Here is a 24,848-nt window from a genome sequence, read left to right as displayed (position 1 = left end):
CGGACGCGGAACGTCTGGCGGCTCAGTCGGGCGCTGAAGGTGCGGGGCGGAGAGCGCCCCGGAGCACCCCGGAGCAGAACCGGAGCAGAACCGGAGCAGAGTCGGAGCGGGGGCGCTCCAGGATCGGTGGCACAGGCACACCACCGATCAGGAGGAGATCATGACCGTCACCGACCAGAGCACCCCGACCACCAGCCGAATCACGGACCAGGACGCCCCCGGGCTGCCGCGGCTGGCGGTGATCATCGGCAGCACCCGGCCGGACAGGTTCGCCCCCACGCCGGCCGGGTGGTTCGCGGCCGAAGCAGGGACCCACGGCCAGTTCGACGTCGACCTCATCGACCTGGCCGAGTTCGATCTGCCCGCCCAGCTGGGCGGCAACGACCCCGACGCCGCGGCTCCCGAGGACGTCAGGCGGCTGGGCGAACGACTGGCCCGCGCTGACGCCTTCGTGGTGGTCACCCCGACCTACAACCGCAGCTATCCGCCGGCCCTGAAGGCCGCCATCGACTGGTTCTACAGCGAATGGAGCCTCAAGCCCGTCGGCTTCGTCGCCTATGGAGGTCATTTCGGGGCGTTCCCGCCCATCGAACACCTGCGCGGCGTGTTCGTGGAGTTCCATGCGGTGCCGCTGCGCGATGCCGTGGTGCTGCAGGACTTCTGGGAGCGCTTCGACCATGACGGCCGCGCCGTCGACGCTGAACGGATGGGCCGCTGGGCGCATCGGATGCTGGACCAGCTGGGCTGGTGGGCGCTCTCCTTGGCGGAGTCGCGCCAGCGGCGGCCCTACCCGGAGGGGATCGCAGAATGAGCACCGCGGAGACGACAGCGGCTCGCGACGGCGGCGAGGCACCGGTCAGGGCCACGGCCCGCCAATGGGTGGGGCTCATCATCATGGTCATCCCCCTGTTCATGCTCGCCACCGATGTGACCGCCCTGTACTTGGCGATGCCGGCGATCACCGCCGATCTCGCCCCGGCGGGGTCCCAGTCCCTGTGGATCCTGCACATCGGCGAGTTCCTGACGGCGGCCACGATGATCACCTTCGGCCTGCTCACCCAGCGTGTGGGCCCCCGGCGGCTGCTGCTGGGGGCTGTGGCGGCCTACGGACTCGCCTCCCTGGTGGCGGCCTTCGCCGGAGAGGCAGAGACGCTGATCGGCGCCCGGGCGGCGCTCGGGATCGCGGCGGCGGCCTTCACCCCGGCGGGCCTGGTGCTCATCCGCACCACGTTCCGGGACGAGCGGCAGTACGGGGTGGCCTTCGCCCTGTTCATGGCCGCATTCGCCGGCGGCATGGCCGCAGGCCCCGCGGTCGGAGGGTTCATCCTGGAGCACTTCTGGTGGGGTGCGGTCTTTCTGATCAATGTGCCCATCGCGGGAGTGCTCGTGCTCTCTGGGCCGTTCTTGCTGCCCCGGAACCATGCTGACCCGACGGTGCGCCTCGACGTCGCCAGCGTGGCCCTCTCCGTGGCTGCCGTGCTGGCGCTGGTGTACGGGATGCAGGAGATGGCCGACGCCGGCCCGGCACCGGCGCCGATGCTCTCGGCCGCAGCCGGCCTGGTGCTGCTGGCGCTGTTCATCCGACGGCAACGCCGGGCCGCCCATCCGCTGCTGGACCTGGCCCTGTTCCGCAGCCGGACGTTCCGCACGCTGATCCTGGTGCTGTTCCTGCTCTGCCTGGGGGCCGGGTTCGTCGACATGCTCATGGCTCAGCATCTGCAGGTGGTCCGTGGGCTCAGCCCGTGGGACGCGGGGCTGGTGCTGCTGGGGCCCGCCGTGGCCGGCACGGTCGGCACGGCGGCGACTCCGCTGGTGGCCCGCCGCGGGCCCGGGCTCGCTGTGGTCCTCCTGCTCGTGGCCGGCCTGGTCGGTGTGGTGCTGGCCGTCCGTCTGCCGGCGGCCTCCGCACCGGAGGTGGCGGTCCTGCTGACAGTCATCGCCCTGCTGGTCTCCCCGCTGATGACGCTGCTCTCCCAGCGGATCATCGGGGCCGCACCCCTGGAGAAGACAGGTCCGGCCACGGCGGTGCAGGAGATCTCCGCGAGCCTCGGCGGCGCGAGCTCGATCGCGGTGTTGGGCTCCGGCGCGCTGTGGGTGCATCGCGGAGTGCTCCGTCAGGAGGTCTCCTCGGACGTGGAGCTCTCCGCGGTCGACGCCGCGGCGGAGACCTTCGGTGCGGGTCCCGCTGTGGCCGCCACGTTGCCCGCGGCAGAGGCTGAGGCGCTCACACAGGCGGCGGACGTCGGCCTGACCGTGGCGACCCAGGCGGGGTATGTGGTCTTCGGAGCGGTCCTCCTGCTCGGTGCGGCAGGTGTGCTGCTCTGGGGGCGACTGATGCGTGGCGACCACGTCGACAGGAGAGTGGACGACGGTCTGGGCGCCGGGGCGGAGGCCTCACGACCCGCTCAGGACGGACGGCTCGCTGAGGATGCGCCGGAGCCACCGTTCCGCGGTGGGTGAGACCGCGCTGTCCCGCAGCGCCGCCGCGCGAGCCTGGTCACCTTCGCGGGCCGCGAGCTCAGCCAGCCCGAGTGTGGCGAACCCGGCCTCGATGTCGGACCCGATGGTGCGCCCCAGCGCCAGGGAGCGGTCCAGGTGGCCGTGCGCTCCGGTGTGGTCGCCGGCGTCGAGGGCGTGGAGTCCTTGGATGGCCTCCCAGAAGCACTCCTCGCCGCGGGCGCCCAGCCGGCGTGACAGGTCCGTGGCTTCTCGGGCTGCGGCCGCGCTGACCTCCCGATCCCCGTCGCGCTCCGCCTGGATGTGACGCATCCCGAGGACCTGCGTGAGCCCGTAGTCGTCCCCGTGCTCCCGCAGGATCTGCTCGGCATCATGCCCGTCCGGCATGCCGACGGCCGGTTCGCCGGCGTCGAGGAGGAACCAGTCCCGCTGGGTGGAGGCGAAGGCGGCCGCGGGCAGGTCGCCGAGCGCGACGAGCCCCTCCACCGCCTCTCCCGCCACCTGCCGCCCCTGGGCACGGGACTCGGGCACGACCAGCAGCGGGGTGGCCGCGAACCATTGGACCTGCAGCCGGGATCGCTGCGCTCTGTGGCTCGGGCCCCCCGGAGAGCTCTCGGTGCGGGCACGGAGACGGTCCAGGGCCTCGAGGATGTCCGCGGTGCTCTCGCCGGGGCTGCCGGACAGCACCGCGATGAGGACCTGCACCTGGGCGTGGGCCCCGTCGTGAGGTCCTGGGCAGGCCGCCGCCTGCCGCAGCTCGTCGAGCAGGCCTGCGGTCTCCCCGGTGATCCATCGGTGCCAGAACCAGGCGAGGATGAGGTCGACGGCGGCGGCTCCGTCCTGGACGGCCACGGCCTCCGCGAAGGCGTGGCGCAGATGGGCCCGTTCGGCGCGTATCCGGCGGACCCAGTCGCGGGCGTGGGCGGAGAACAGATAGTCCTGCGCGCAGGAGATCTCGGTGCGCCAGTGCTCCCGATGGAGGCGGGCGATGTGCTCGCGCTCGCCGGCCAGGCGCAGCTGCTCCGCCGCGTAAGCTCCCACCGACTCCAGCAGCCGGTAGCGCGTGCCGTGTTCGGTCGGTTCCGCCACCACCAGGCTGCGGTCCACCAGGCTCACCAGTGCGGGGACGACGGCCGCGCATCGCAGGGGTCCGTCCTGGCTGTCCGCGCAGACCGACTCGACGGTCTCCACCGTCCAGCTGACCGGATGGACCGCCAGCCTGCGCAGCAGGACCCGCTCCGGCTCGTCCAGCAGGGACCAGCTCCAGTCCAGCATGCCGCGGAGAGTCTGCTGGCGCCGTGGTGCCCCGCGTTCGGGGCGGCTCAGCAGGTCCAGCCTGTCGGTGAGACGGTCCAGCAGCCTCGTCGGGTCCAGGGCGGCGGTCTGGGCCGCGGCGAGCTCGAGGGCCAGGGGCAGACCGTCGAGGCGTCGGCACAGCTCGGCGACGACAGCCAGTGTGTGCGGGTCCTCCGGAAGGTCAGGGGTGACGGCCCGGGCCCGGTCGAGGAAGAACGTGACCGCGTCGTCGTCGGGTGCCTGTGCTGACAGCGGGGTCAGCGCCAGGCGCTGCTCACCGGGAAGCCCGAGCGGCTCTCGACTGGTGGCCAGGATCTTCAGCGCGTTCCCTGCGGAGAGCACGGCGTGGGCGAAGCGGGCGGCCTCATCGGCGACGTGTTCGCAGTTGTCGAGCAGCAGCAGGCCTCCGGTGGCCTGCAGGGCCGCCGTCAGCCGATCGAGGAGGTCCCGGCTCTCCTCGCGCAGCTGGGTGAGCCCGATGCTCTCGGCGACCAGCCGAGCGACCCGAGCGGGACCCGTGTCAGGGGGCGGGCAGGCGTCGAGCGAGCTGAGGTCGACGAACCACGCCGCGTCGCCGGACTTCTCGGAGAGCAGCTCGGCGGCACGCACCGCCAGGCGGGTCTTCCCCACGCCGCCGATCCCCAGGACGGTGACCAGCGGGCTCCGCGTGAGTCGCAGCTCCACCTCGCGGAGCTCGGGCATGCGGCCCAGGAAGGACGAGGCGAACACCGGCAGCCGTGGCGCCGGCGCGGCTTCCGGGCGGTGCGCCGCAGCGTCGGGTCGGTGGAACACAGAGTCATGATCCTGTGGACGGTCCTGCAGCCTGGGGTCCTGCTGAAGGATGCGCACGTGCAGGTGGGAGGTCTCCGGATCCGGGTCCGCTCCGAGCTCTTCGGCCAGGTGGCGTCGGTGCCGTTCGTAGACGCCCAGCGCGTCCGGGTGGCGATGGGCCCGATGCAGGGCCAGCATCAGGGCACGGGTCAGGCGGGCGCGCAGGGGGTGGTGCGCGGCCAGGGGCTCCAGCACGGTGACGGACTCCTGTGCCTGACCGACCTCGAGCAGCGCCTCTGCCAGCGATTCGGCGGCCTCCAGCCGCAGCTCGTGCAGCTGTCCGATCTCCGGGGCGAGCCAGGTGGCGTCCCGGAGCTCCGCATAGGGCTCACCGCGCCACAGCTGCAGGGCCGCACGCAGCAGCTCGGTCCGCTCGGCGAGGGCCTCCGATCCGCGGGCGCGGACGATCAGCTGCCTGAACTCCTCGGCATCGACCTCCACCTCAAGTTCCCTCTCGGGCTCCTGAGCACCTCCGGAGCCTCCCGCTGCGGGTGCCGGGGCGCTGGTGGAGAGCCTATGGCCGCCCGGCCCGCTGCTCAGCAGGGCTCGGCCCCCGGGTTCGGTCTCGTCCAGAGCCGACCGCAGCTGAGACAGCTTGGCCTGCAGCACACGGGTCGGGTGGGCCGGGAGGTCCCCGCCCCAGACGCGATCGATCAGGGTGTCAGCAGGCACGGCGTCACTCAGGTCCACGGCGAGAGCGGCCAGGACGGCGCGGACCTTGCGCTCGCGGACCTCCACCGCCTGACCTGTGGAGGTCCGCAGCCGGATGGGGCCCAGGACCTCGATCTTCATGCGCCCCAGTCTAGGTCCGCCCCGGGTTCCAGCTGCTGCATTCCGTGGACGCATCACCTCAGCCCCAGGCATCCGCCGGCGGCCCGGCTCGTGCGCTGCCGACAGCCTCCCACCCGCCGCCGGCAGAGCCCGGGGGCTCCGCGCCCGGCCCGAGCAGCTTCGGCAGGACCGGGACCACCACCTCCACCACGGCCTCGGTGCCGTGGTCTCCGGTGATCACGCAGTGCCGCAGCATCACGCCATTCCGGGTGGCGACGTCGTCGGCCACGGTGCACGGGTCCCCGGTGGTGAGGCCCCGGGCGGAATCTGCTGCGGCGAGGGCGGCGAGATCTGCCCCGCGGGCGGCCTGCGCCGCGGCCACGGCGGCGGCGCCGACCACATGGACCACCCCGATGAGCATCACCAGCGCTGCGATCGCCGCCAGGACCAGCACCGTCCCGGAGCCATGCTCCTCGTGATGGGCGATCATGGTGGGCCACCCGGAACCGCATCGCCCAGGGAGGGCTGCTCCACGCGGGCCGAGGCATCGGCTGTCTGCACGGCAGAGAGCTCCAGCAGGCCGAGAAGCTGCACCGGCCGGCTGAGCCTCACCCGGGCGTGCTCCCCGTCGCGGGAGATGCTGACCTGCACCGATTCTCCGGCGACCCGACGGACGGCGGCCTGGGCGGAGGCTTCGGTCTCTCCGCGGGCCAGCTCCCGAGCGGCCGCGCGGGCGCCCTCTTCGAGGGTCACCTGCGCGGCCGCGTGCATGCCCAGTCCGAGGAGCAGCGTGAGGATCAGGACGGCGGCTGGGAGCGCGGCCGCGAACTCCCCGCTCACCGCGCCGTCGTCGTGGATCCCCGGGGCTCGGCCCCTGGGTCGGCTCCTGGGCCGGCCCCCATCGTCCTCCACTCGCATCGGCTGCACCTCTGGCTGTCTGATCAGAGGGTGAGGGCCCGCTGGACGATGCCGGCGAGCATCTCCCGGACCTCTCCGGAGGACAGCACCGCCACCAGCAGTCCGGCGAAACCGACGGCCGCCAGCATGACGATGCCGTACTCCGCGGTGGCGAGCCCGTCCTCCTCCTGATGCAGCTCGCGGAGGAGCTCCTCCGTTCCGGAGTCGCGGTGCTCCCCGGGCGGATGGGCGGCTGGGGCGGGTTTGATGAGTGACGCCATGGTGATCAGTCCTTCCAGTTCCTGCGGTTCGACGGCTCCGCCCGTGGACCCGGGCGGTCCCTCGATCCTGACGCTCGGAGGGCGGGCGCAGAAGGGCGCAGCGGTGCGCTGTGGAGACCTCCGCGTGTCCCACCGGCGGATGTGCAGCTGTGGAGGAGTCTGGGGTGGAGACGAGCGGCGAGGAGGGTCCGACCTCCTTCAGCCAGCATCGTTCAGCCAGCATCGTTCAGTCAGCATCGTTCAGCCAGCATCGTTCAGTCAGCATCGTTCAGTCAGCGTCGCGGACCCGTGGTGCGGGCGGTTCGTCCAGGCAGGCGAAGCGATGCCGCACCACTCCGGCGTCGAACTGTTCCGGCGGGGCCAGCGCCTGCAGTCGGAGGGGCGGGGCGCCGTCGGGGAAGAGCCGCTTGCCCTGGCCCAACACCACCGGGCAGGCCCACAGGGTGAGCCGGTCCACCAGATGCAGGCGGAACAGGGTCCGCAGCAGGTCCCCGCTGCCCCAGACGTGGATCTCGCGGTGCCGAGTGCGCAGGGTGTCCACCTCTGCGGCGAGGTCAGTCAGCTGGGTGCTGTCCTTCCAGGTCAGCTCGGCTCCACGCCGGGAGGCGACGTACTTCGGCACGCCGTTGAACACCTCGGCGATCGCCCCGTCGGCCTCGGGCCAGTAGCCGCGGAAGATGTCATAGGTGACCCGTCCCAGCAGCAGGGCGTCACAGGCTTCGATGTCCGCCACCAGGCGTTCGGCCGCCGCCGCGTTCCAATACGGGCTCTGCCACCCGGCGTACGGATAGTCCCCGTCCTGCGGAGTGGGGCCGCCGTTGGCCTGGATGACGCCGTCCAGAGTCACATGGACCTGGGCATGCACCACACCCTGAGCCTCTGGCTGGTTCATCCTGTGCTCCTGACCTGTGCTCCTGACCTGTGCCCGGCCGTCCGTCTGCGCTGATCCTAGAACAGGCTCGGCCGCTGTCGAAGACCTGCCGCCTCGTCGCCGTCGCCCGGTGAGATCAGGTCAGATCGACCGCCGACGCTGTGATCCGAGCATCATCTGTGACGCCGCACGACGACGGCGCACCGGTGGGCATGACGGAGCTCCTCGGGTTCCGCTAGGCTGAAAGATGCTTCACGAGCAGTGACCCGGGGCCACGCGGCCCCGACCGATCCACGACAGGTCACTCACCAACCCCATGTTCACGGGTGGTCAGGATCGACAGAAGCGGCCCGTTCTCGCTGGTCCCCAGCTCTGGATGGAACGGGCAAGAGCAGCGACGAAAGGATCGATGAGGCCGGCACAGCCAGATGCCCGCCCCACTGACACTCCATCTCTCCGCGTCACCGTGGGCCCACGACCTGCGCCCGGCGACGCGCACATGCCCAGACCTGTGCCCGGCCTCGCGCCGGGCCGCCGTGCAGGAGCCACGCCTCACAAGGGCGCCTGCCCACACCCAGAATCCATGGAGTCCGCATGATCGAACTGACAGACGTCAGCAAGGTCTACCCCGGCGGGGTGACCGCGCTCGACTCGGTGAACCTCACCATCCCGGATGGGGAGATCCACGGCATCGTCGGCCGCTCCGGCGCCGGCAAGTCCACCCTCATCCGCTGCCTGACCGGGCTCGACCCGGCGACCTCGGGCAGCATCAGCGTGGACGGCGTCGACCTCGGCCAGGCCCGGGGTGCCGCCCTCATGAAGGCACGCCGCAGCATCGGCATGGTCTTCCAGCATCACAACCTGCTGGACTCCCGCAGCGCGGAGAAGAACATCTCCCACCCGCTGGAGATCGCCGGGGTGCCGGCCAAGGAACGGAAGCGCCGCGTCGAGGAGCTGCTGGAGCTGGTCGGACTGGCCGATCGTCGTCGCAACCATCCTGCCCAGCTCTCCGGCGGGCAGAAGCAGCGGGTCGGCATCGCCCGGGCGCTGGCCGCCGAGCCGCGGGTGCTGCTGTGCGACGAGCCCACCTCCGCCCTGGACTCCGGCACCACGCGGCAGATCCTGGAGCTGATCCGCCGGCTGCGGGACCGGCTGGGCATCACCGTCATCATCATCACCCATGAGATGTCCGTGGTCCGCGAGATCTGCGACTCCGTCTCCCTGCTCTCCGAGGGTCGCATCGAGCGCTCCGGCGCCCTGCTGGACGTCATCCAGGACACCGGCTCCCCGCTGTCGAAGGAGCTCATCTCTCTTCCTCCGACGGCGGCGCTGCGGCCCGGCGACACCCTGGTGGAGGCGCTGATGGCCGAGAGCAGCCAGTTGGCCGACGTCGGCCAGCTGTTCTCCCTGCTGTCCTCCCAAGGGCTCGACGCCCGTGTCGAAGCCGGCACCATCGAGACCATCCAGGGCCGTCAGGTCGGCCGTCTGCACATCAAGCCGACCACCCGCGCCGAGGCCGAGCAGATCGCGGCGGTGCTGCGTGACCACGGCATCCACGCCGAGCTGACCACCGGCGCCGAGGTGGAGGCTGAGCGGGCTGCGCATGAAGAGGACGACGCCCGCGCCGAGCAGCAGGAGGAGAACCAGTGAGCATCACCGCATCCGGTCTCGCCGCCGCGACCCCGCTGGCCTCGGGGCGTTTCCTGGACAACCCCGTCTTCCACAACCAACTGCCGGACGCCGTCCTGGAGACGATCTTCATGACGGCGGCCACGGCCGTCATCGTGGCGCTCTTCGGGCTGCCGCTGGGCATCCTGCTGCACAACCTCGGGCCCAAGGGGCTCTCTCCGAACGCCCCCGTCTATCGGGTGGTGTCCCTGGTCGTGGACATCGGCCGGTCCATCCCGTTCATCGTGCTGATGATCTCGCTCATCCCGTTCACCCGCTTCATGGTGGGCACCGCGCTGGGCTGGCAGGCCGCCGTCGTGCCGCTGTCCATCGGAGCCATCCCGTTCTTCGCGCGCCTGGTGGAGAACGCGCTGCGCGAGGTCTCTTCCGGGAAGGTGGAGGCCGTGAAGATGATGGGCGCCTCCTCGGGGCACATCATGCGCCAGGTGCAGGTCCGTGAGGGCCTGCCGGGCATCGTGGGCGGCTTCACCGTCACCGTGGTGGCGCTGATCAGCTACACCGCCATGGCCGGCGCGATCGGCGGCGGCGGGCTCGGGGCGCTGGCCTACAACTACGGCTATCAGCGGTATCAGGGCGACACCATGCTCGCCTGCGTGATCCTGCTGGTGATCATCGTGGCGCTGGTCCAATGGGCCGGCGACCGGGTCGCCCGCGGAATCGACCACCGCTGACCAACGCTGACCAAGGCTGACCACCGCTGACCCGCGCCGGCCCTGCACCGGCCATCGCATCTCTCACTCGCATACAGAAAGGCAGTTCCATGGCATCTCCGCACACTTCACGCGCTCTGCGCCTCTCCGCCGTCGTCGGGGTCTCTGCGCTCGCCCTGACGGGCTGCGGCCTCTTCGCCGACGACGAGGTCGCCGTCGGCACCGAGAACGAGGACGGCACCGTCACCCTCACCGTGGGGGCGACCCCCGTCCCGCAGGGCGACATCCTGCGCTTCATCGACGAGGAGCTGGCCGCCGACGCCGGTCTGGACCTTGAGGTCGTCGAGTACCAGGACTACACCGAGCCCAATCCGGCCCTGGTCGCCGGAGAGCTCGACGCCAACTACTTCCAGCACCAGCCGTGGCTGGAGTCCGAGGTGGAGGGCCAGGGCTATGAGCTGGCGCACTACGACGGCGTCCACGTGGAGCCCTTCGCGCTGTTCTCCGAGCGTCACGACAGCATCGAGGACCTGCCTGAGGGCGGCCAGATCGGCGTGAACAACGACCCCTCCAACCAGGGCCGCGCCCTGGCGATGCTGGCCGATGCCGGGCTGATCGGCCTCGCCGACGGCGTGGACCCGGCCGAGGCCACCATCAACGACATCGCGGACAACCCGTCCGAGTTCGAGTTCATCGAGGCCGACGCCGCCTCCCTGGCGCGCACCCTGGACGACGTCGACGCCTCCGTGATCAACGGCAACAACGCCCTGGAGATCGGGCTCTCCCCGACCCAGGACAGCCTGCTGGTGGAGGACCCCGAGGGCAGCCTGTACGCCAACTTCCTGGCCGTGCGTGAGGGCACCGAGGAGGACGAGAATCTGCTGAAGCTCGACGAGCTGCTGCACTCCGACGAGGTCCGTGACTTCATCGAGGAGACCTGGCCCGACGGTGAGGTCGCCCCGGCGTTCTGATCGGCTGAGGCGCACTGAGCTGAACGATTCAGCGCAGACTGGAGCGGCACCGCGCTGAGCCGAGGTCTCATGACGGAGGCCCCTGCACCGACCGGTGCGGGGGCCTCTGCGCGTCCACCCGCCGTCGTCTGGTGCTGTCGCCCCGTCCTGATCGCAGAACCCCGAGAATCTTGCGGAGGATCTGTGATCAGGACGGGGCGGGACGGCGCCGGCCCGGTCAGACCGGCGGCCCGATCCGGGCCCGTGACCTTCTGCGGCAGACCTCCACTCACTCCGGGGCCGGTCGGTTACAGTGGAGATGCTTCACGAGCAGCGACCGGAGGGCGCCCGCCCTCCATGATCCGCCAGCGGTCGCTCGCCAACCCCATGTTCACGGGTGGTCTCGGATCACGAAGCGGCCCCTCTCAGCGCCGCGGCCTCACAGTGGCCGTCGCAGACCGGATGGGGCAAGAGCAGCATGAAAGGAACTCTCCCGGGCTCGATGCTCGCCGCGACGACGGCGCCTTCCGTCCCGCTGACGATCCGTCACGGACTTCGCCTGCCAAGACCTCGCCCTGCCCCGGCCAGGTCCGACGGGCCCGGCTCCTTGGAGGAGCCACGCAAGATTCCACCCCGGCTCATCGAAGGAGCACACGCTCATGATCCCGTTCACCACACCTGTCGGCTCCACCGTCCGCGGCCCCCGTCGGACCGCCTTCTCTCTGACCGCGCTGGGCCTCACCATCGCCCTGACGGCCACCGGCTGCACCGTCTTCGGCGGAGGTGACGACGCAGCCGACGACGAGACCTTCCGCATCGGTGTGACCGCCCAGGACGAGACCAACCAGCTCCTGGCCGACATCGCCGCCGAGGAACTCGGCTATGACGTGGAGATCGTCAACTTCGACGACTACAACGTCCCCAACACGGCATTGAGCAACGGAGACCTCGACGCCAACTGGTTCCAGCACATCGCCTACCTGGCCAACTACAACGTCAACAACGATGACGATCTCACCATGATCGGCGGCACGGAGATCGTCCCACTGTCCCTGTACTCCGAGACGTATGACTCGGTGGAGGACTTCCAGGACGGGGACACCGTGGCCATCGCCAATGACGAGATCAACCAGGCTCGAGGCATCAACGTGCTGGTGGCCGCCGGGCTCGTCGTCCTGGAGAACGACGTGCCCGAGCCCCGTCCCGCGGACATCGACGAGGACGCCTCCACCGTCTCCGTGCACCCGGTCGACGCCGCGCAGACCGTCAACGCCCTGCAGTCGGTGGAGGGTTCGGTGATCAACAACAGCTTCATCAACGACGCCGGCATCGACCCCAACACCGCCCTGTTCGCTGATGATCCGGAGGACCCGGAGGCGTTCCCCTACATCAACGGGTTCGTGGTCCGGGACGAAGACCGAGACAACGAGGCCCTCCGGGAGATCGCTGCCCTCTATCACGACCAGCGTGTCCTGGACTCGGCGGCCGAGATCTCCGAGGACACTTCGGTGCCTGCCGACCCGAGCATCGAGGAGCTCGAAGCTGGTCTGCAGGAGTACGAGGACTTCCTCCGCGGTGACGCGACCGACGCCGAGGACGCAGAGACCGACGAGGACGAGGACGAATGAGCGGCGGCGCCGCGGGCGCCGACCCGCTGATCGAGTTTCGCCACGTCACCCGGAGGTTCGGGAAGGGGGAGAAGGCCGTCACGGCGGTCGACGACGTCTCTCTGCATGTGGACCGTGGCGAGGTGTATGGCGTCATCGGATTCTCTGGGGCGGGGAAGTCCACGCTCATCCGGATGATCAACGGACTGGAGAAGCCCACATCCGGTTCGGTGCACGTCCTCGGAGAGGAGATCTCTGCACTGTCCGAAGGCCGGCTCAGCAAGGTGCGGTCCCGGATCGGCATGGTCTTCCAGCAGTTCAACCTCTTCCATTCCCGCACGGTGGCCGGCAACGTCGGCTACCCGTTGAAGGTGGCTCGATGGAAGAAGGCCGATCGGCAGGCTCGGGTGTCCGAGCTGCTGGAGTTCGTCGGCCTGGCCGACAAGGCTGACCAACATCCGGAGGAACTCTCCGGCGGCCAGAAGCAGCGCGTCGGCATCGCCCGAGCCTTGGCCGCCAAACCGGACATCCTGCTGGCAGACGAATCGACCTCGGCCCTGGATCCGTCCACGACGGCGGAGGTCCTCGCTCTGCTGCGTCGCGCGAACGAGGAGTTGGGGATCACCATCGTCGCGATCACGCATGAGATGGAGGTCATCCGTGCCATTGCGGACCGGGTGGCCGTCATGGATCGCGGCAGAATCGTGGAATCCGGCCACGTCTATGACATCTTCTCCAATCCACGTGACGGGGAGGAGGCCAGCTTCGTCGGGGCCGCATTGAAGGACCGACCGTCGCCGGAGGACGTGCTGCGCATCCGGCAGCACACCTCGGGGCGGCTCGTCACCGTCTCATTGAAGGACTCGGTGGCCGTCGGGAGTGTGCTCGGCCAAGCCGGTCAACATGGGGTGGGCTTCGAGATCGTCCACGGGGGAATGAACACCACCAAGGACGCCGCCTACGGGCTGCTCACGTTGGCCCTGACCGGTGAGTCCGACGCAGTGGAGCAGTTCGTCGGGGCGCTGTCTGCGGCCGGCGCCGTCCAGGAGGTGGCGGCGTGATCGAGACGTACCGCGACCTGGACTGGTCCTATTACGGGCCGACGCTGCTGGAGGCCATCGGGGACACCATCTACATGGTGGCGTGGAGCTTCGTTTTCGCCGGTCTCATCGGCCTCGCCATCGGCGTGACGCTGTACACCACCCGTGACGGCGGCCTGCTCGCCAACCGGCCGGTGTGGCTGCTGACGAACTTCGTCGTCAACCTCATCCGCCCGATCCCGTTCGTGATCCTCATCGCGGCGCTCCAGCCGGTCACGATCTCCGTGGTGGGCAAGGGTATCGGTAATGATGCCGTGATCTTCGTGATGATCTGGGCCTCCACGTTCGCGATCGCGCGCATCGTGGAGCAGAACCTGGTCTCCATCGACCCGGGTGTCATCGAGGCGGCCCGCGCCATGGGAGCCTCGCGGACACGCATCATCATGACGGTCATGCTGCCCGAAGCACTGGGACCGCTGATCCTGGGCTACACCTTCGTGATCATCGCCCTGACCGACATGTCGGCCCTCGCCGGCATCATCGGCGGCGGCGGGATCGGCAACTTCGCGATCGTCGAGGGGTACAACAGGTTCCGTCCGGAGGTGACCTGGTTGGCCGTCATCGTGGTCATCATCTTCGTGCAGTCGTTGCAGATCATCGGCAACTGGGCGGCCCGGAAGGTCATGCGCCGCTGATGGGCCAGGCGCGCCCCTGCGGCATGTGCCGCAGGGGTGCTGCTGTGTCGGGGGCTCCGCCGTCGTCTGGTGCTGTCGCCCCGTTCTGATCGCAGAACCCCGAGAATCTTGAGGAGGATCTGTGATCAGGACGGGGCGTGACGGCGCCGGCCCCACTGCCCGCTCCACCTCACTCGTGCGCTTCAGCGATGACTCTGACGTGCACGGACTCTCTCAGTGATACCCATTGCGCATCTGCGTTGTACCTGGCGAGCGCCTTCCATAGGGTCATTGCAACGTTTCAATACGTGACGTGAATCACCCGACCGCTTTACTGAGGGAGTTGAGCATGTCGAGCGCATCGACACCGAGGCCCCGGCCTCTGGGTAGGACGAGTACCCGCGGCAGGCGCCGCAGCGCGCTGGCGACGGCGGCCGCGCTGGCCCTGCTGGCGCCGCTGGGAGTCGCCTCCAGCACGGCGGCCAGCACCGCCACGAACACGGCGACCACCAGCCCCGCATCCGCGATCCAGCCAGCAGACGGCATCCCGCCGGGCGAGGTGCTGGCCTTCGACTTCGGCTGCGCCGGCGGGCCGGTCGCCGAAGGCCATCACGAGGTCACCGAGTCCACGCTCTACGACGCCGAGTCCGGCTTCGGGCTCAGCGCCCCGGTCGCCTGCCGGGATCGTGGCGCGCCGGATGCCATGCGCCGCGACTTCGTCCTGGCCGGAGGCGAGCAGTTCCAGGTGGATCTCCCCGACGGCGAGTATCACGTCACGGTCATCTCCGGTGATGAGATCGCCTCCAACAACACCCAGCTCACGGTCCAGGGGGAGTTTCAGGGCAGCCTGAGCCCACGCGGCAGCGGGGAGTACGCCGAGCACAGCGTCTACACGGAGGTCACCGACGGCTCCCTGGTGCTGGAGGTCTTCGGGGACGGGCGGTTCAACGGCGTCGAGATCTCCCAGGTGGCCCCGCCCACCGGGCTGGAGGCCGCCGAGGTGAGCACCGAACCGCCGTCGGCCACCCTGGCCTGGGACGAGGCCATCGGCGCCGCCGCGTACACGCTCTATCGCTCCGCCCACGGGGAGCAGGACTTCCAGGCGGTGGGCAGCACCGAGGGCACCAGTCTCCTCGATGAGGACGTGGAGCTGGGCTACTCCTATGACTACGCGGTCACCCAGACCAGCGCCGCCGGGGCGGAGTCCGGGCACAGCGAGGTCCTGACCGTCTCCATCGTGGATCCGGAGGTCGCCGCCCCGTCAGCGCCGCAGGACCTCGCGCTGGAGAAGGCGAACCCGTCGCGGACCACCATCTCCTGGACCGGTGACGATGCGGCGGACGAGTACCACGTCTACCGCTCGCTGAACGCTGACCGGGGCTTCGAACGCATCGCGGAGACCACGGACACCACCCACACCTCGCCGGGCGAGGCCGAACACAACTGGTACTACACCGTGCTCGCCGTCAACCCCGGCGGTGTCTCGGAGCGGCCCGATCCCCTGCTGGCGCCGGTCACCGCCCGCGGGGACAACGGCAATCCCTTCGAGGAGTGCACCACTGACGGCGCTGACGCCGTCGTGACCCGCCACGGGGACACCTGGCGGGCGGTCAATGACGGCGAGACCGTGCTGGAGACTTATGCGATGGTCGAGGCCATGCAGGCCGCCGTCGACAGTCTCACCGAGGGCCGCACGGAGCAGGAGTCCGTGGTGGTCCGCGGCTCAGGCACCATGACCGCGGACGCCGCCGTCGACCTTCCGAGTCACACCTCCTTCTCGGTGTGCGGCACCATCCACGTGGCCGGCAATGAGTCGAACTTCAGCTACGAGGACCACACCGGTGTGGTGCGGATCCGGCACGCTGAGGACGTCGCCGTGCCGTTCCTGTCCGTCACCGGCAACCCGAACTTCGGCGTGTATCTGCGCACCTCCTCGGACGTGCACTTCGGGCAGATGGACCTGCGGCTCTCCGGGGGCCACGGGATGCGGATCGACAGCCGCGACGACGATTCGGTGCGTGAGGCCCGTGACATCACCATCGATGACGTCTATGTCTCCGGCACGCAGACCCACGGCGTGGAGACCTACGGGGTGGACGGGCTGACCATCGGCACCGTCACCGCGGTCGACACCGGGCATGCCGGTCTGCTTCTCAATGACACGGTCAACGCCGACATCGAACGGATCGTCGGTGACGGTGCGGCGGCCGGCACCGGATACGCGACCTTCCGGACGGCGAACCGCAACGGGCAGATCGACGGCGAGTACCCCACCAACATCCGGGTCGGGGAGCTGATCGCCGACGGCGGCGGCCGCGGGTTCTTCTGCGTCTCCGAGTCCGGCGGCGTGGAGATCGAGACCCTGGAGATCCGGGACACCGGGTCGAACGCCATGCTGATCGAGAACTGCCACAACATCACAGTGGCCAGCGAAGAGGGCTACGTCTCGGGGCCGGGCGACCTGCGCATCTCGGCGCGCAGCGAGTTCGCCAACACCTCGGACATCCGGTTCGCGAACCTCACTCTGGAAGACACGGCGATCAACGAGAGTCCGTGCGGAGAGAACATCACCGCGGAGAACATCACGCTGATCGACTCGGAGCTCAACCTCTGCGAGTGAGCTGAGCCCCCTCCGACGCGCGGTCTGTCCCCGTCGTCTTCGTCTGTCCCCGTGAAACCCGGTGGGGAAAGACGAAGACGACGGGGACAGACGTGTCTGCCGGAGCCAACGCGGGTCGCGCCGCGTCTACGGGGCCGCCGCCAGCAGAGCCTCCAGCAGGTGCAGTGCGGCGATCTTCTCCAGCGGCGAGTTTCGGTTCCCGCATTTGGGGGACTGCACGCAGGAGGGGCACCCGGTCTCGCAGGCGCAGTCACGGATGGTCTGCGCGGTCGCGGCGATCCACTCCCGCACTGCCGCGTGCCCGCGCTCGGCGAACCCGGCCCCGCCGGGATGCCCGTCGTAGACGAAGATCGTGGGCTGCTCGGTGTCGGCGTGCAGCGCGGTGGAGACCCCGCCGATGTCCCATCGGTCGGAGGAGGCGATGAGCGGCAGCAGTCCGATCATCGCGTGCTCCGCGGCGTGCAGGGCCCCGGGAACCTGCTCGGGCACCACCCCGGCGGCGGCCAGCGCAGTCTCCGGCGCGGTGATCCACACCGCCTGGGTCTGCAGGCGCGACGGCGGCAGGTCCAGCGGCTCGTCGGAGAGGACCTCGGAGGTGCCCAGCGCCTTGCGCTGGAACCCGACGACGGCTGAGGTCACCTCCACCTGCCCGAGATGCAGCCCGAACCGGTCCCACGCCTGGGAGGCGGAGGTCTCGAGCACCTCGATCGAGGTGGTCTCTCGGGCCTGGGTGTAGTACGGCGGGTTCGCCCGGGAGACCAGCACCACGCCGTCGTCTGTGGCCAGGTCCTCCACGATGAACGTGCGGCCCTGGTGCACGTACACGGCCCCGGGGTGCGCCTGCGGCTGAGCCTGGGCGGCCCCCATGTCGCCGATCACCGAGCCGTCCTCGGCGTCGACGATCGTGTACGGCCCGCCGCCGTCGGAGCGCAGGCGCACCCAGTCGGCGGCGGAGGCGTCGTCGTGGGCGAAGAACCAGCCGCGCGGTCGGCGTCGCAGATGTCCCTGCTCGGTGAGCGCGTCGATCAGCCATCGGCCGGGTTCGAACAGCTCGACGTCGTCCAGAGTCAGCGGCAGCTCCTGCGCGGCGGCCAGCAGGTGCGGGGCGGCCACATGCGGGTTGGAGGGGTCGATGACGGCGTCCTCCACCTTCGCGGAGAAGATCGCCTCCGGGTGCTCCAACAGGTAGGAGTCCAGCGGGTCGTCCCCGGCGATGAAGAATGCGGCCCCGCGCTGCCCGGAGCGCCCGGCGCGTCCCAGCTGCTGGAAGAAGGAGGCTCGCGTGCCGGGCCAGCCCGCGATGATCACCGCGTCCAGACCGGAGATGTCGATGCCCAGCTCCAATGCAGGGGTGGAGGCGACGCCGAGGAGCCGGCCGTCGCGCAGCGCGTCCTCCAGGGTGCGCCGCTCCTCCTTCAGGTACCCGGATCGGTAGGCGGCCACGCGTCCCAGCAGGTCGGTGTCGATCTCGGCCAGGTTGTCGGCGGCGATCCGGGCGATGGTCTCGGCGCCGCGCCGGGACTTGATGAACGCCAGCGTCCGGTGCCCGGCCACCATGAGGTCGGTGAGGATGTCGGCGGCCTCCACGGTGAGGCTGCGTTTCAGCGGGGCGCCGCCGTCGCCGGTGTGTTCGGAGAGCGTGGACTCCCACAGGTAGACGTCCACGGCTCCGTGGGGCGAGCCGTCCTCGGTGACAGCGGTGACCTCCTCGGCGGGAACCCCGATGAGGCGGGAGAACGACGACGCCGGATCGCCGCTGGTCGCCGACGCTGCGGCGAAGACGGGCTCGGCGCCCCGGCGGTAGTGGGCCACCACGCGGCGCAGCCGGCGCAGCAGCAGGGCCACGTGGGAGCCGAAGATGCCGCGACAGCTGTGCGCCTCATCGATGATGACCAGTCGCAGGCGGGCCAGGAAGCGGGCCCAGGCCCGGTGGTTGGGCAGGATGCCCACGTTGAGCATGTCCGGGTTGGTGAGCACCACGTTGGCGTGCTGACGCACCCAGCGGCGCTCCTCGGGGTCGGTGTCGCCGTCATAGGAGGCGGCGCGGATCCCGCCGTCGGCGGTGTGCGTCTCGCTGTCGGCCAGGGCGTGGTCCACCTGGCGGGCGAGCTCGGTGAGCGCGTCGAGCTGGTCGGCGGCCAGGGCCTTGGTGGGGGAGAGGTAGAGGACGGTGCCGCCCTCGGCGAGCACGGCGGCCAGACCGGGCAGCTGGGTGCCCAGGGACTTGCCGGAGGCGGTGCCGGTGGCCAGGATCGTGTGCCGTCCGGCCCGCAGGGCCTCGGCGGCGTCGACCTGATGCGTGTAGAGCTGTCCGATGCCGACGCCGGCGTAGCCCTGCGCCAGCGGCTCCGGAACCCACTCGGGCCAGGGCGCGGTGCGGGCGGTGCGGGCCTCGAGGGTGCGGACGTGGCGCAGCGGGCCCTCGTCGCTGACCGTGGCGGGCAGTCCGGCGCGGCGCAGCAGCGTGAGTGCGGCGGAGGGGTCCTCGGCGACGTCGTCAGCGGGGTCGGCGGCGGGGCGGGTCATCCCGTTCAGGGTACTCGCCCCGCCGCCGCAGTCGCCGTCTGAGGCCCGGCCGCCCGGGCCCGTCGTCGGCCCCTGTCGTCAGGCCCTGGAGCCGAGCTCCGCGATGTGCTCGGGCAGCCGGTCATGGGAGCCGTACATGAAGTGGTTCTCCATGCGCTCCGAGTAGCGGCTGGCCTCGGTGGTGCGGCCCACCGCCTCGGCCACCTGGCGGATGTGCATCGGGGACGCTCCGCAGCACACGCCGAGGTAGTTGATCCCCAGGGCGTGCGCCTCGGCGGCGAAGGCACCGATCTCATAGCGGTTGGTGAAGAGCGGGTCCAGCGCGGTGGGGAAGGTACGGCCATGCGGGGAGGGAACGGCGGCGCCGTCGTCGGAGAGGTTGAAGAAGGTGGGCTCCGCCTCGGTGGTGCGGTAGGGGATCGGCAGCGCGCCCACGTGGCAGGACACGGCCTCGCGGATCTGTCGCAGCCAGGACATCATGGTGGCTGGGCCGCGGAAGCAGTTCAGGCCGACGACGTCGGCCCCGGCCTGCTCCAGGCGCTGGCAGGTCTCCACCACGCCCAGGCCGTCGGCCATCTCCTCGAAGGCCATCGGCGCCAGCGTGAGCACCACCGGCAGCTCGGCGGAGCGGGCGATCTCCAGGGCGGCGAGCGCTTCGCCGGCGTAGTAGAAGGTCTCCCCGATGATCAGGTCGGCGCCCTCCTCGACGGCCCAGCCGACCATCTCCTCGAACATTCCGCGCACCTCGGCCTGCTTGGCGGGGTCGGCGGGGTCCCAGATGTTGGAGTTGGAGATGTTGCCGGCCATGAGGTCGCCGGGGCGCGCGTCGGCCACCTCGCGGGCGATCTGCAGGGCTGCGCGGTTCAGCGGCTCGAGCAGCTCCTCCTTGCCGATGACGCGCATCTTCTCGCGGTGTCCGTTGTACGTGAAGGCCTCGACGACGTCGGAGCCGGCGCGCTGGAAGTCCACGTGCAGCGCTCGCAGCGCGTCGGGGTGCTCGAGGGCCACCTCGGGGACGAACTCCCCGGCGGTGAGGTATCCACGGCGTTCCAGCTCGAAGAGGAACCCTTCGGCGCAGATCACCGGTCCGGCGTCGAGTCGGTCTGTGAACGATGGCTGGGCGGTCATCACCGCTCCTCTCAGTCATGGGATGTGACGTGCCACGGGTGGGAGCGGCCGATGCGAGGCCTCGCGTCTCCGGCCGGGTGGGTCGATCTGTCGTGGCGGTGACGCCGACTCTACAAGAATGATCACGTCGATGGGAATTATGTTCATAGAGTGACACGGAGGATCGGGAGGAGGCGGCTCCAGACGACGACGGGCCGTCCCCTACGGAGCTCCGCCGGGAAGGGCGGAGCCGCAGGAGACGGCCCTCAGGTCGGCGCGGCGGTGCCGCCGCGCAGGAACGCTCGGAGGCTCAGGCCTCGCTCTTGAGGTCGTCGAACTGGGAGTGCGAGGGGCGGATGCGTTCGCTGCCCGGGGCGCCGTAGACGTAGACGTCGCCCAGCAGCGTCCAGCCCAGATACTCGTAGAGCTCCAGGCCCTCGGCGTTGGCCACCAGCAGGCCCTCCTCGACGTCGCCCTCCAGGGCGATGGCCACCAGGGCGCGGGTCACGAACGTGCCCAGGCCCTGACGGCGGAAGTCGGGATTGGTGTAGATGCGGTCCAGGACGGCGTACTCGTCGACGACGGCGACGCGCCCGCGGGCGGCTACGGTGTCGCCGGAGCAGACGGTGAACAGGGTCCAGCCGTCGAAGTCCTCCCGGGTGGTGGTGTAGCCCTCCGGGGTGATGGGGTCCTCGACGTCCTGGGTGCCCATGTCGACGACCATCAGCTTCTCTTCGTCGCTGATGCGCTCGAGGCCGTTGATGGAGTCCTTCAGGGACTCGTCGCCGGGCTCGGCGATCAGCGTCAGCAGTCGCCCCGGGCTCTTCGTGACCGCCGAGATGACTTGGCGCAGAGCGGTCTCGTCCGGGGCGTGGAGGACGTATTCCCAGTCGTCCGAATCGCCGGAGCGCAGGGCGGAGTGGACGGCTCCGTCGTGGTCGACGTCGTAGTCGTGGGTCCGGGCCCAGCCGGTCACCCAGGTGCGGACGAGTGCGTCGTTCAGCTCGGAAGTCATGAGACGACTATATGAGTTCAGACCGGGGGTGTGGGAGGGGCCACGGCAACGAGTTCATAAAGATCGATGCGCTGAACCCCGTGGTCAGCACGATCTGCGGGCGACTGACCAGGGGCGAAGGATCTGTCCGGATCGTCGGTGTGCGCCGGTATCCTGGTGCCCCGTGAGCATCTCGCGGATCGTCCTCTACTACGCCTTCACCCCGCTGTCCGACCCGGAGGCCGTACGGCTGTGGCAGCACACGCTGTGCCGGGAGCTGGGGCTGAAGGGTCGCATCATCGTCTCCCCCCACGGCATCAACGGCACCGTCGGCGGAGAGCTCTCAGCGGTGAAGCAGTACGTGAAGCAGACGCGTTCCTACGGCCCGTTCCGCGGCATGGAGTTCAAGTGGTCCGACGGCGGTGCCGCGGACTTTCCTCGACTCTCGGTCAAGGTCCGCCCCGAGCTGGTGGCCTTCGGGGTCCCGGAGGAGATCGAGGTCGACGAGCAGGGCGTGGTCGGCGGCGGCGAGCACTTGACTCCGCAGCAGGTCCACGAGCTGGTGGAGGCCAAGCGAGCCGACGGTGCGGAGGTGACCTTCTTCGACGGCCGCAACGCTATGGAGGCCCAGATCGGCCGGTTCAAGGACGCCGTCGTCCCGGAGACCGAGACCACTCGGGACTTCATCGCGGAGCTGGACTCCGGGAAGTATGACCACCTGAAGGATCAGCCGGTGGTCACCTACTGCACCGGCGGCATCCGCTGCGAGGTCCTCTCCGCGCTGATGAGGCGGCGGGGCTTCGAGGAGGTCTATCAGATCGACGGCGGCATCGTCCGCTACGGGGAGACCTACGGTGATTCCGGCTACTGGGAGGGTGAGCTCTACGTCTTCGACGGGCGCATGAACACCCGGTTCAGCCAGGAGGCCGTCACCCTGGGCGAATGCACCGCCTGCGGAGGGCCCACCAGCACCTTCCACAACTGTCGGGACCGTGGATGCTCCACGCTCATGCTCTACTGCGAGGACTGCCGCCACATCCCTGAGACCACCCGCTGCGCGGACTGCGAGGCCCGACTGGCCGCGCACCCGCAGGACCCCAACTCCGGACACCTCGAGAGGCCCCGACGCCGATGACCCGCCTGTCCCGCGAGGCTGCGGCCGCGCTGCCCGCCCCCCGTTCCGAGAGCGACGCCGCGGTTGCCGCCGTCGCTGTGCTGCGTGCCGAGCTTCAGGCCGCCCGGTTCACCAACGCACGGGTCTCCGAGCTGCTGGGTCCCGAGGCCGTGGCCGCCCTGGACCGGGAGCAGATCGCCCCGGGCCAGCTGGTGGTGTCCCGGCTGCTCCAGCAGGAGCGACCGGACCCCTGCGCGGTGTTCACCGCCCTGTGGCTGCTGGACATGGAGGTCGATGCCGACGTCGTCTCCGCCGCGCTGCCGCGGCTGGGAGCAGAGGGCCTGCAGACGCTGGGCCTGGCCCACCGCGACGGCGGGACCTGCCGTCCGTCGGTGGATCTGCGCCCCTATCAGGTCCAGGGCCGCGAGGGAGAGTCGGACCTGTGGGTCACCTCCGACCTCTCCGCTCATCAGGTGGACGGTCCTCTGCCTGCGGAGCATGTGCTCGGTGTCGGTCAGGCCAGTCTGACCCTGGCGTCGATCACCCACCGTCGCCCGGTGCGCCGGGCGCTGGACATCGGCACCGGCTGCGGCATCCAGCTGTTCCATCTGCTGGACCATGCTGAGCATGTGGTGGCCACCGACCTCTCGGACCGTGCGCTGGCCTTCACCCGCTTCAACCTGCTGCTCAATGCGCCCGCGCTGCGCCTGGACCCGCGCCGGCTGGCCGATCGGGTCGAGCTGCGTCGCGGGAGCCTGCTGGACCCGGTGGCCGGCGAGACCTTCGATCTGGTGGTCTCCAATCCGCCGTTCGTCATCACCCCGCGCGTCACCGAGGCCCGCGTGGGGGAGCGGTACACGTACCGCGACGGCGGCCGCACCGGCGATGAGCTCATGGCCGAGCTGATCGGGGGTCTGCCGGCGGTGCTCGCACCCGGTGGGACCGCCCAGATGCTGGGCAACTGGGAGGTCCATGGGGCCTCGGACTGGCAGGAGCGTCCCCGCGGCTGGGCTCAGGAGGCCGGTCTCGACGCGTGGTTCGTCCAGCGCGACCTCCAGGACGGGCCCGGCTATGCGGAGACCTGGCTGCGCGACGCGGCCGAGGAGCGTGACCTGGACGACTACCGGCGCCGTTACGCCGAGTATGTCGAGGACTTCGCGACCCGTGGCGTCACCGCCGTCGGATTCGGCCTGATCTGGCTGCACCGGCCCCGCGCCGGCGCGGGGCCGTCCTGGGTGCGGCTGGAGGAGATCACCCACCCCGTGGATCAGCCGCTCGGCCCGATCCTGGGGCGTGCCGCTGAGCGGGCGCTCGCGGCGGCCGCCGACCCCGCAGCGGTGCTGGATCAGCGGCTTGTCGTCGCCGGGGACGTCACCGAGGAGCGGCATCAGCGGTTCGGCGCCGCGGACCCGGAGGTCATCCTGGCGCGTCAGGGCGGCGGTCTGCGCCGGGCGCGTCCCGTGTCCTCGGGGGCCGCGGGCGTGCTGGGCGCGGCGGATGGGGACTTCGAGGCCGGGCAGCTCATCACCGCGGTCGGGGCGTTGCTGGACGACGGGACGGTCGACGTCGAGCAGCTGACCTCCGCCCTGCGCGAGGAGGTCCTGGAGCTCTACGTGGACGGGTTCCTCACCGAGGCGTGAGGCGGCTGCGGGCGTCCTCGGATGACGCGCGATGATGTCTGCGTCACATCCGCTCGTCTAGACTTCCCACCATGTCACCTCGCGCCGCACTCGCAGACCACGATGACGCCGCGACAGGTCCGGCGGCCCCGAGGAGCGGGCACGACCATGAGGACCTGCCGCCGTCGGTCGTCATCGAGGACGTCCAGGCCATCCGTGCGCTCGCCCATGAGGCGCGGCTCACCGCCCTGGACGAGCTCTTCGGGACCCATCGGGTCTACACAGCCACGGAACTGGCGGCCCAGTGCGACATCTCGCCCTCGGCGATGAGCTACCACCTGCGGGCATTGGAGAAGTACGGATACATCCGGCGGGTGGAGCATGCCGGGGACGGACGCAACCGGTACTGGCAGGCCGCCGCCCGGCGGCTGCGGATCTCCGGGTTCGACTCCTCGGCGCACGCCAAGAACGCCTACGCCAACGCGCAGATCAAGTCGCTGCAGCGACGCATCGGGGACGAGATCCTGCGGCGTGAGCAGCGCGGTCCCAGCTCGGTGGAGCTGCACCCCATCCTGTCTTCGGGCATCCTGTCGCTGGATGAGGATCGTGCTCAGGAGTTCAAGGATCGGCTCTACGCCCTGGTCGCCGAGTACGAGCAGGCCTGCTCGGAGCACCCTGAGGAGGACCCGGCCAGTCGACTGCACTACTTCGTCTCGGCCATCGAGGAGCCGGTCCGCCGGGCTGCTCCGGAGGGGCCAGAAGAGCCCGCGGATTCCGGGGACGGGGCCGATGAGACGGGGTCGGAGGCCGACGACGGCGCCGTCTGACGGCACTGATATATTGAGCACCGCCGC

At 70.2% G+C, this 24,848-nt stretch carries 20 protein-coding genes; 12 read left to right on the top strand and 8 right to left on the bottom strand.

Going from position 1 to position 24,848, the window contains the following annotated elements:
• Window positions 1–160: 160 nt before the first annotated feature.
• Entirely contained in the window at window positions 161–811 is a 651-nt protein-coding gene (locus tag SD455_RS11695) for an NADPH-dependent FMN reductase (protein ID WP_083277355.1), read from the top strand.
• A complete protein-coding gene (locus SD455_RS11690; RefSeq protein WP_445508208.1) occupies window positions 808–2,460 on the top strand; it encodes an MFS transporter in 1,653 nt (550 codons plus the stop codon). The genes SD455_RS11695 and SD455_RS11690 overlap by 4 nt, the downstream gene beginning before the upstream one ends.
• Here SD455_RS11690 and SD455_RS11685 read toward each other — a convergent pair.
• The 5 genes from SD455_RS11685 to SD455_RS11665 form a co-directional block, all read right to left on the bottom strand.
• On the bottom strand, window positions 2,395–5,376 hold the full coding sequence (locus tag SD455_RS11685; RefSeq protein WP_170922586.1) for an AfsR/SARP family transcriptional regulator: 2,982 nt from the start codon (window positions 5,374–5,376) through the stop codon (window positions 2,395–2,397). The two genes, SD455_RS11690 and SD455_RS11685, sit on opposite strands and share 66 nt — an antisense overlap.
• A 58-nt stretch (window positions 5,377–5,434) precedes the next feature.
• On the bottom strand, window positions 5,435–5,845 hold the full coding sequence (locus tag SD455_RS11680; RefSeq protein ID WP_445508207.1) for an Rv3654c family TadE-like protein: 411 nt from the start codon (window positions 5,843–5,845) through the stop codon (window positions 5,435–5,437).
• Entirely contained in the window at window positions 5,842–6,273 is a 432-nt protein-coding gene (locus SD455_RS11675) for a TadE family type IV pilus minor pilin (protein ID WP_445508206.1), read from the bottom strand. Before SD455_RS11675 ends, SD455_RS11680 begins: the two co-directional genes overlap by 4 nt.
• Before the next feature lie 23 nt (window positions 6,274–6,296).
• Window positions 6,297–6,533, bottom strand: coding sequence for a DUF4244 domain-containing protein (locus tag SD455_RS11670; RefSeq protein ID WP_445508205.1), 237 nt, complete (start codon window positions 6,531–6,533; stop codon window positions 6,297–6,299).
• A gap of 268 nt (window positions 6,534–6,801) precedes the next feature.
• Window positions 6,802–7,425 carry a dihydrofolate reductase family protein gene (locus tag SD455_RS11665; protein WP_445508204.1) on the bottom strand — a complete coding sequence of 208 codons (624 nt, stop codon included), beginning with the start codon at window positions 7,423–7,425 and terminating at the stop codon, window positions 6,802–6,804.
• A 573-nt stretch (window positions 7,426–7,998) separates the two neighbouring features.
• On the opposite strand from SD455_RS11665, the gene SD455_RS11660 reads away from it, so the two are divergent.
• The 7 genes from SD455_RS11660 (at window position 7,999) to SD455_RS11630 (ending at window position 16,634) form a co-directional block, all read left to right on the top strand.
• Window positions 7,999–9,054 carry a methionine ABC transporter ATP-binding protein gene (locus tag SD455_RS11660; RefSeq protein ID WP_445508203.1) on the top strand — a complete coding sequence of 352 codons (1,056 nt, stop codon included), beginning with the start codon at window positions 7,999–8,001 and terminating at the stop codon, window positions 9,052–9,054.
• A gap of 2 nt (window positions 9,055–9,056) precedes the next feature.
• On the top strand, window positions 9,057–9,764 hold the full coding sequence (locus SD455_RS11655) for a methionine ABC transporter permease (protein ID WP_445508222.1): 708 nt from the start codon (window positions 9,057–9,059) through the stop codon (window positions 9,762–9,764).
• A gap of 89 nt (window positions 9,765–9,853) precedes the next feature.
• Window positions 9,854–10,714 (top strand): MetQ/NlpA family ABC transporter substrate-binding protein, encoded by an 861-nt coding sequence (locus tag SD455_RS11650; RefSeq protein WP_445508202.1) that lies wholly within the window; start codon window positions 9,854–9,856, stop codon window positions 10,712–10,714.
• A gap of 638 nt (window positions 10,715–11,352) precedes the next feature.
• Window positions 11,353–12,321 (top strand): MetQ/NlpA family ABC transporter substrate-binding protein, encoded by a 969-nt coding sequence (locus SD455_RS11645; protein WP_311023445.1) that lies wholly within the window; start codon window positions 11,353–11,355, stop codon window positions 12,319–12,321.
• A complete protein-coding gene (locus SD455_RS11640) occupies window positions 12,318–13,361 on the top strand; it encodes a methionine ABC transporter ATP-binding protein (RefSeq protein WP_070158487.1) in 1,044 nt (347 codons plus the stop codon). Before SD455_RS11645 ends, SD455_RS11640 begins: the two co-directional genes overlap by 4 nt.
• Window positions 13,362–13,435: 74 nt before the next feature.
• Window positions 13,436–14,035, top strand: coding sequence for a methionine ABC transporter permease (locus SD455_RS11635; protein WP_083277214.1), 600 nt, complete (start codon window positions 13,436–13,438; stop codon window positions 14,033–14,035).
• Between the two features lie 328 nt (window positions 14,036–14,363).
• Complete coding sequence (locus tag SD455_RS11630; protein WP_445508201.1) at window positions 14,364–16,634, top strand: fibronectin type III domain-containing protein; 2,271 nt, start codon at window positions 14,364–14,366, stop codon at window positions 16,632–16,634.
• A gap of 126 nt (window positions 16,635–16,760) precedes the next feature.
• Here the strand turns inward: SD455_RS11630 and SD455_RS11625 are convergent, their stop codons facing one another.
• From SD455_RS11625 to SD455_RS11615, 3 genes are all read right to left on the bottom strand, one after another.
• Window positions 16,761–19,160, bottom strand: coding sequence for a DEAD/DEAH box helicase (locus SD455_RS11625; protein ID WP_445508200.1), 2,400 nt, complete (start codon window positions 19,158–19,160; stop codon window positions 16,761–16,763).
• A gap of 78 nt (window positions 19,161–19,238) precedes the next feature.
• Window positions 19,239–20,288 (bottom strand): homocysteine S-methyltransferase family protein, encoded by a 1,050-nt coding sequence (locus SD455_RS11620; protein ID WP_070162220.1) that lies wholly within the window; start codon window positions 20,286–20,288, stop codon window positions 19,239–19,241.
• A gap of 289 nt (window positions 20,289–20,577) precedes the next feature.
• Window positions 20,578–21,282: a GNAT family N-acetyltransferase gene (locus SD455_RS11615; protein ID WP_311023437.1), complete on the bottom strand. Its 705-nt coding sequence runs from the start codon at window positions 21,280–21,282 to the stop codon at window positions 20,578–20,580.
• 163 nt (window positions 21,283–21,445) lie between these two features.
• Here SD455_RS11615 and trhO point away from each other — a divergent pair, with 163 nt between their 5' ends.
• The 3 genes from trhO (at window position 21,446) to SD455_RS11600 (ending at window position 24,821) form a co-directional block, all read left to right on the top strand.
• Window positions 21,446–22,396, top strand: coding sequence for an oxygen-dependent tRNA uridine(34) hydroxylase TrhO (gene trhO / locus SD455_RS11610; protein ID WP_445508199.1), 951 nt, complete (start codon window positions 21,446–21,448; stop codon window positions 22,394–22,396).
• Window positions 22,393–24,015, top strand: coding sequence for a DUF7059 domain-containing protein (locus SD455_RS11605; RefSeq protein ID WP_445508198.1), 1,623 nt, complete (start codon window positions 22,393–22,395; stop codon window positions 24,013–24,015). The genes trhO and SD455_RS11605 overlap by 4 nt, the downstream gene beginning before the upstream one ends.
• A 71-nt stretch (window positions 24,016–24,086) precedes the next feature.
• The gene (locus SD455_RS11600; RefSeq protein ID WP_083277764.1) at window positions 24,087–24,821 is read left to right on the top strand and encodes an ArsR/SmtB family transcription factor; all 735 of its coding nucleotides are present in this window, start codon (window positions 24,087–24,089) and stop codon (window positions 24,819–24,821) included.
• The last annotated feature ends 27 nt before the right edge of the window (window positions 24,822–24,848 follow it).

The organism is Nesterenkonia sp. K-15-9-6 (genome assembly GCF_052656005.1).
The sequence above is the reverse complement of the archived record's forward strand: the minus strand, read 5'-3'. Positions and strand labels throughout refer to the sequence as shown.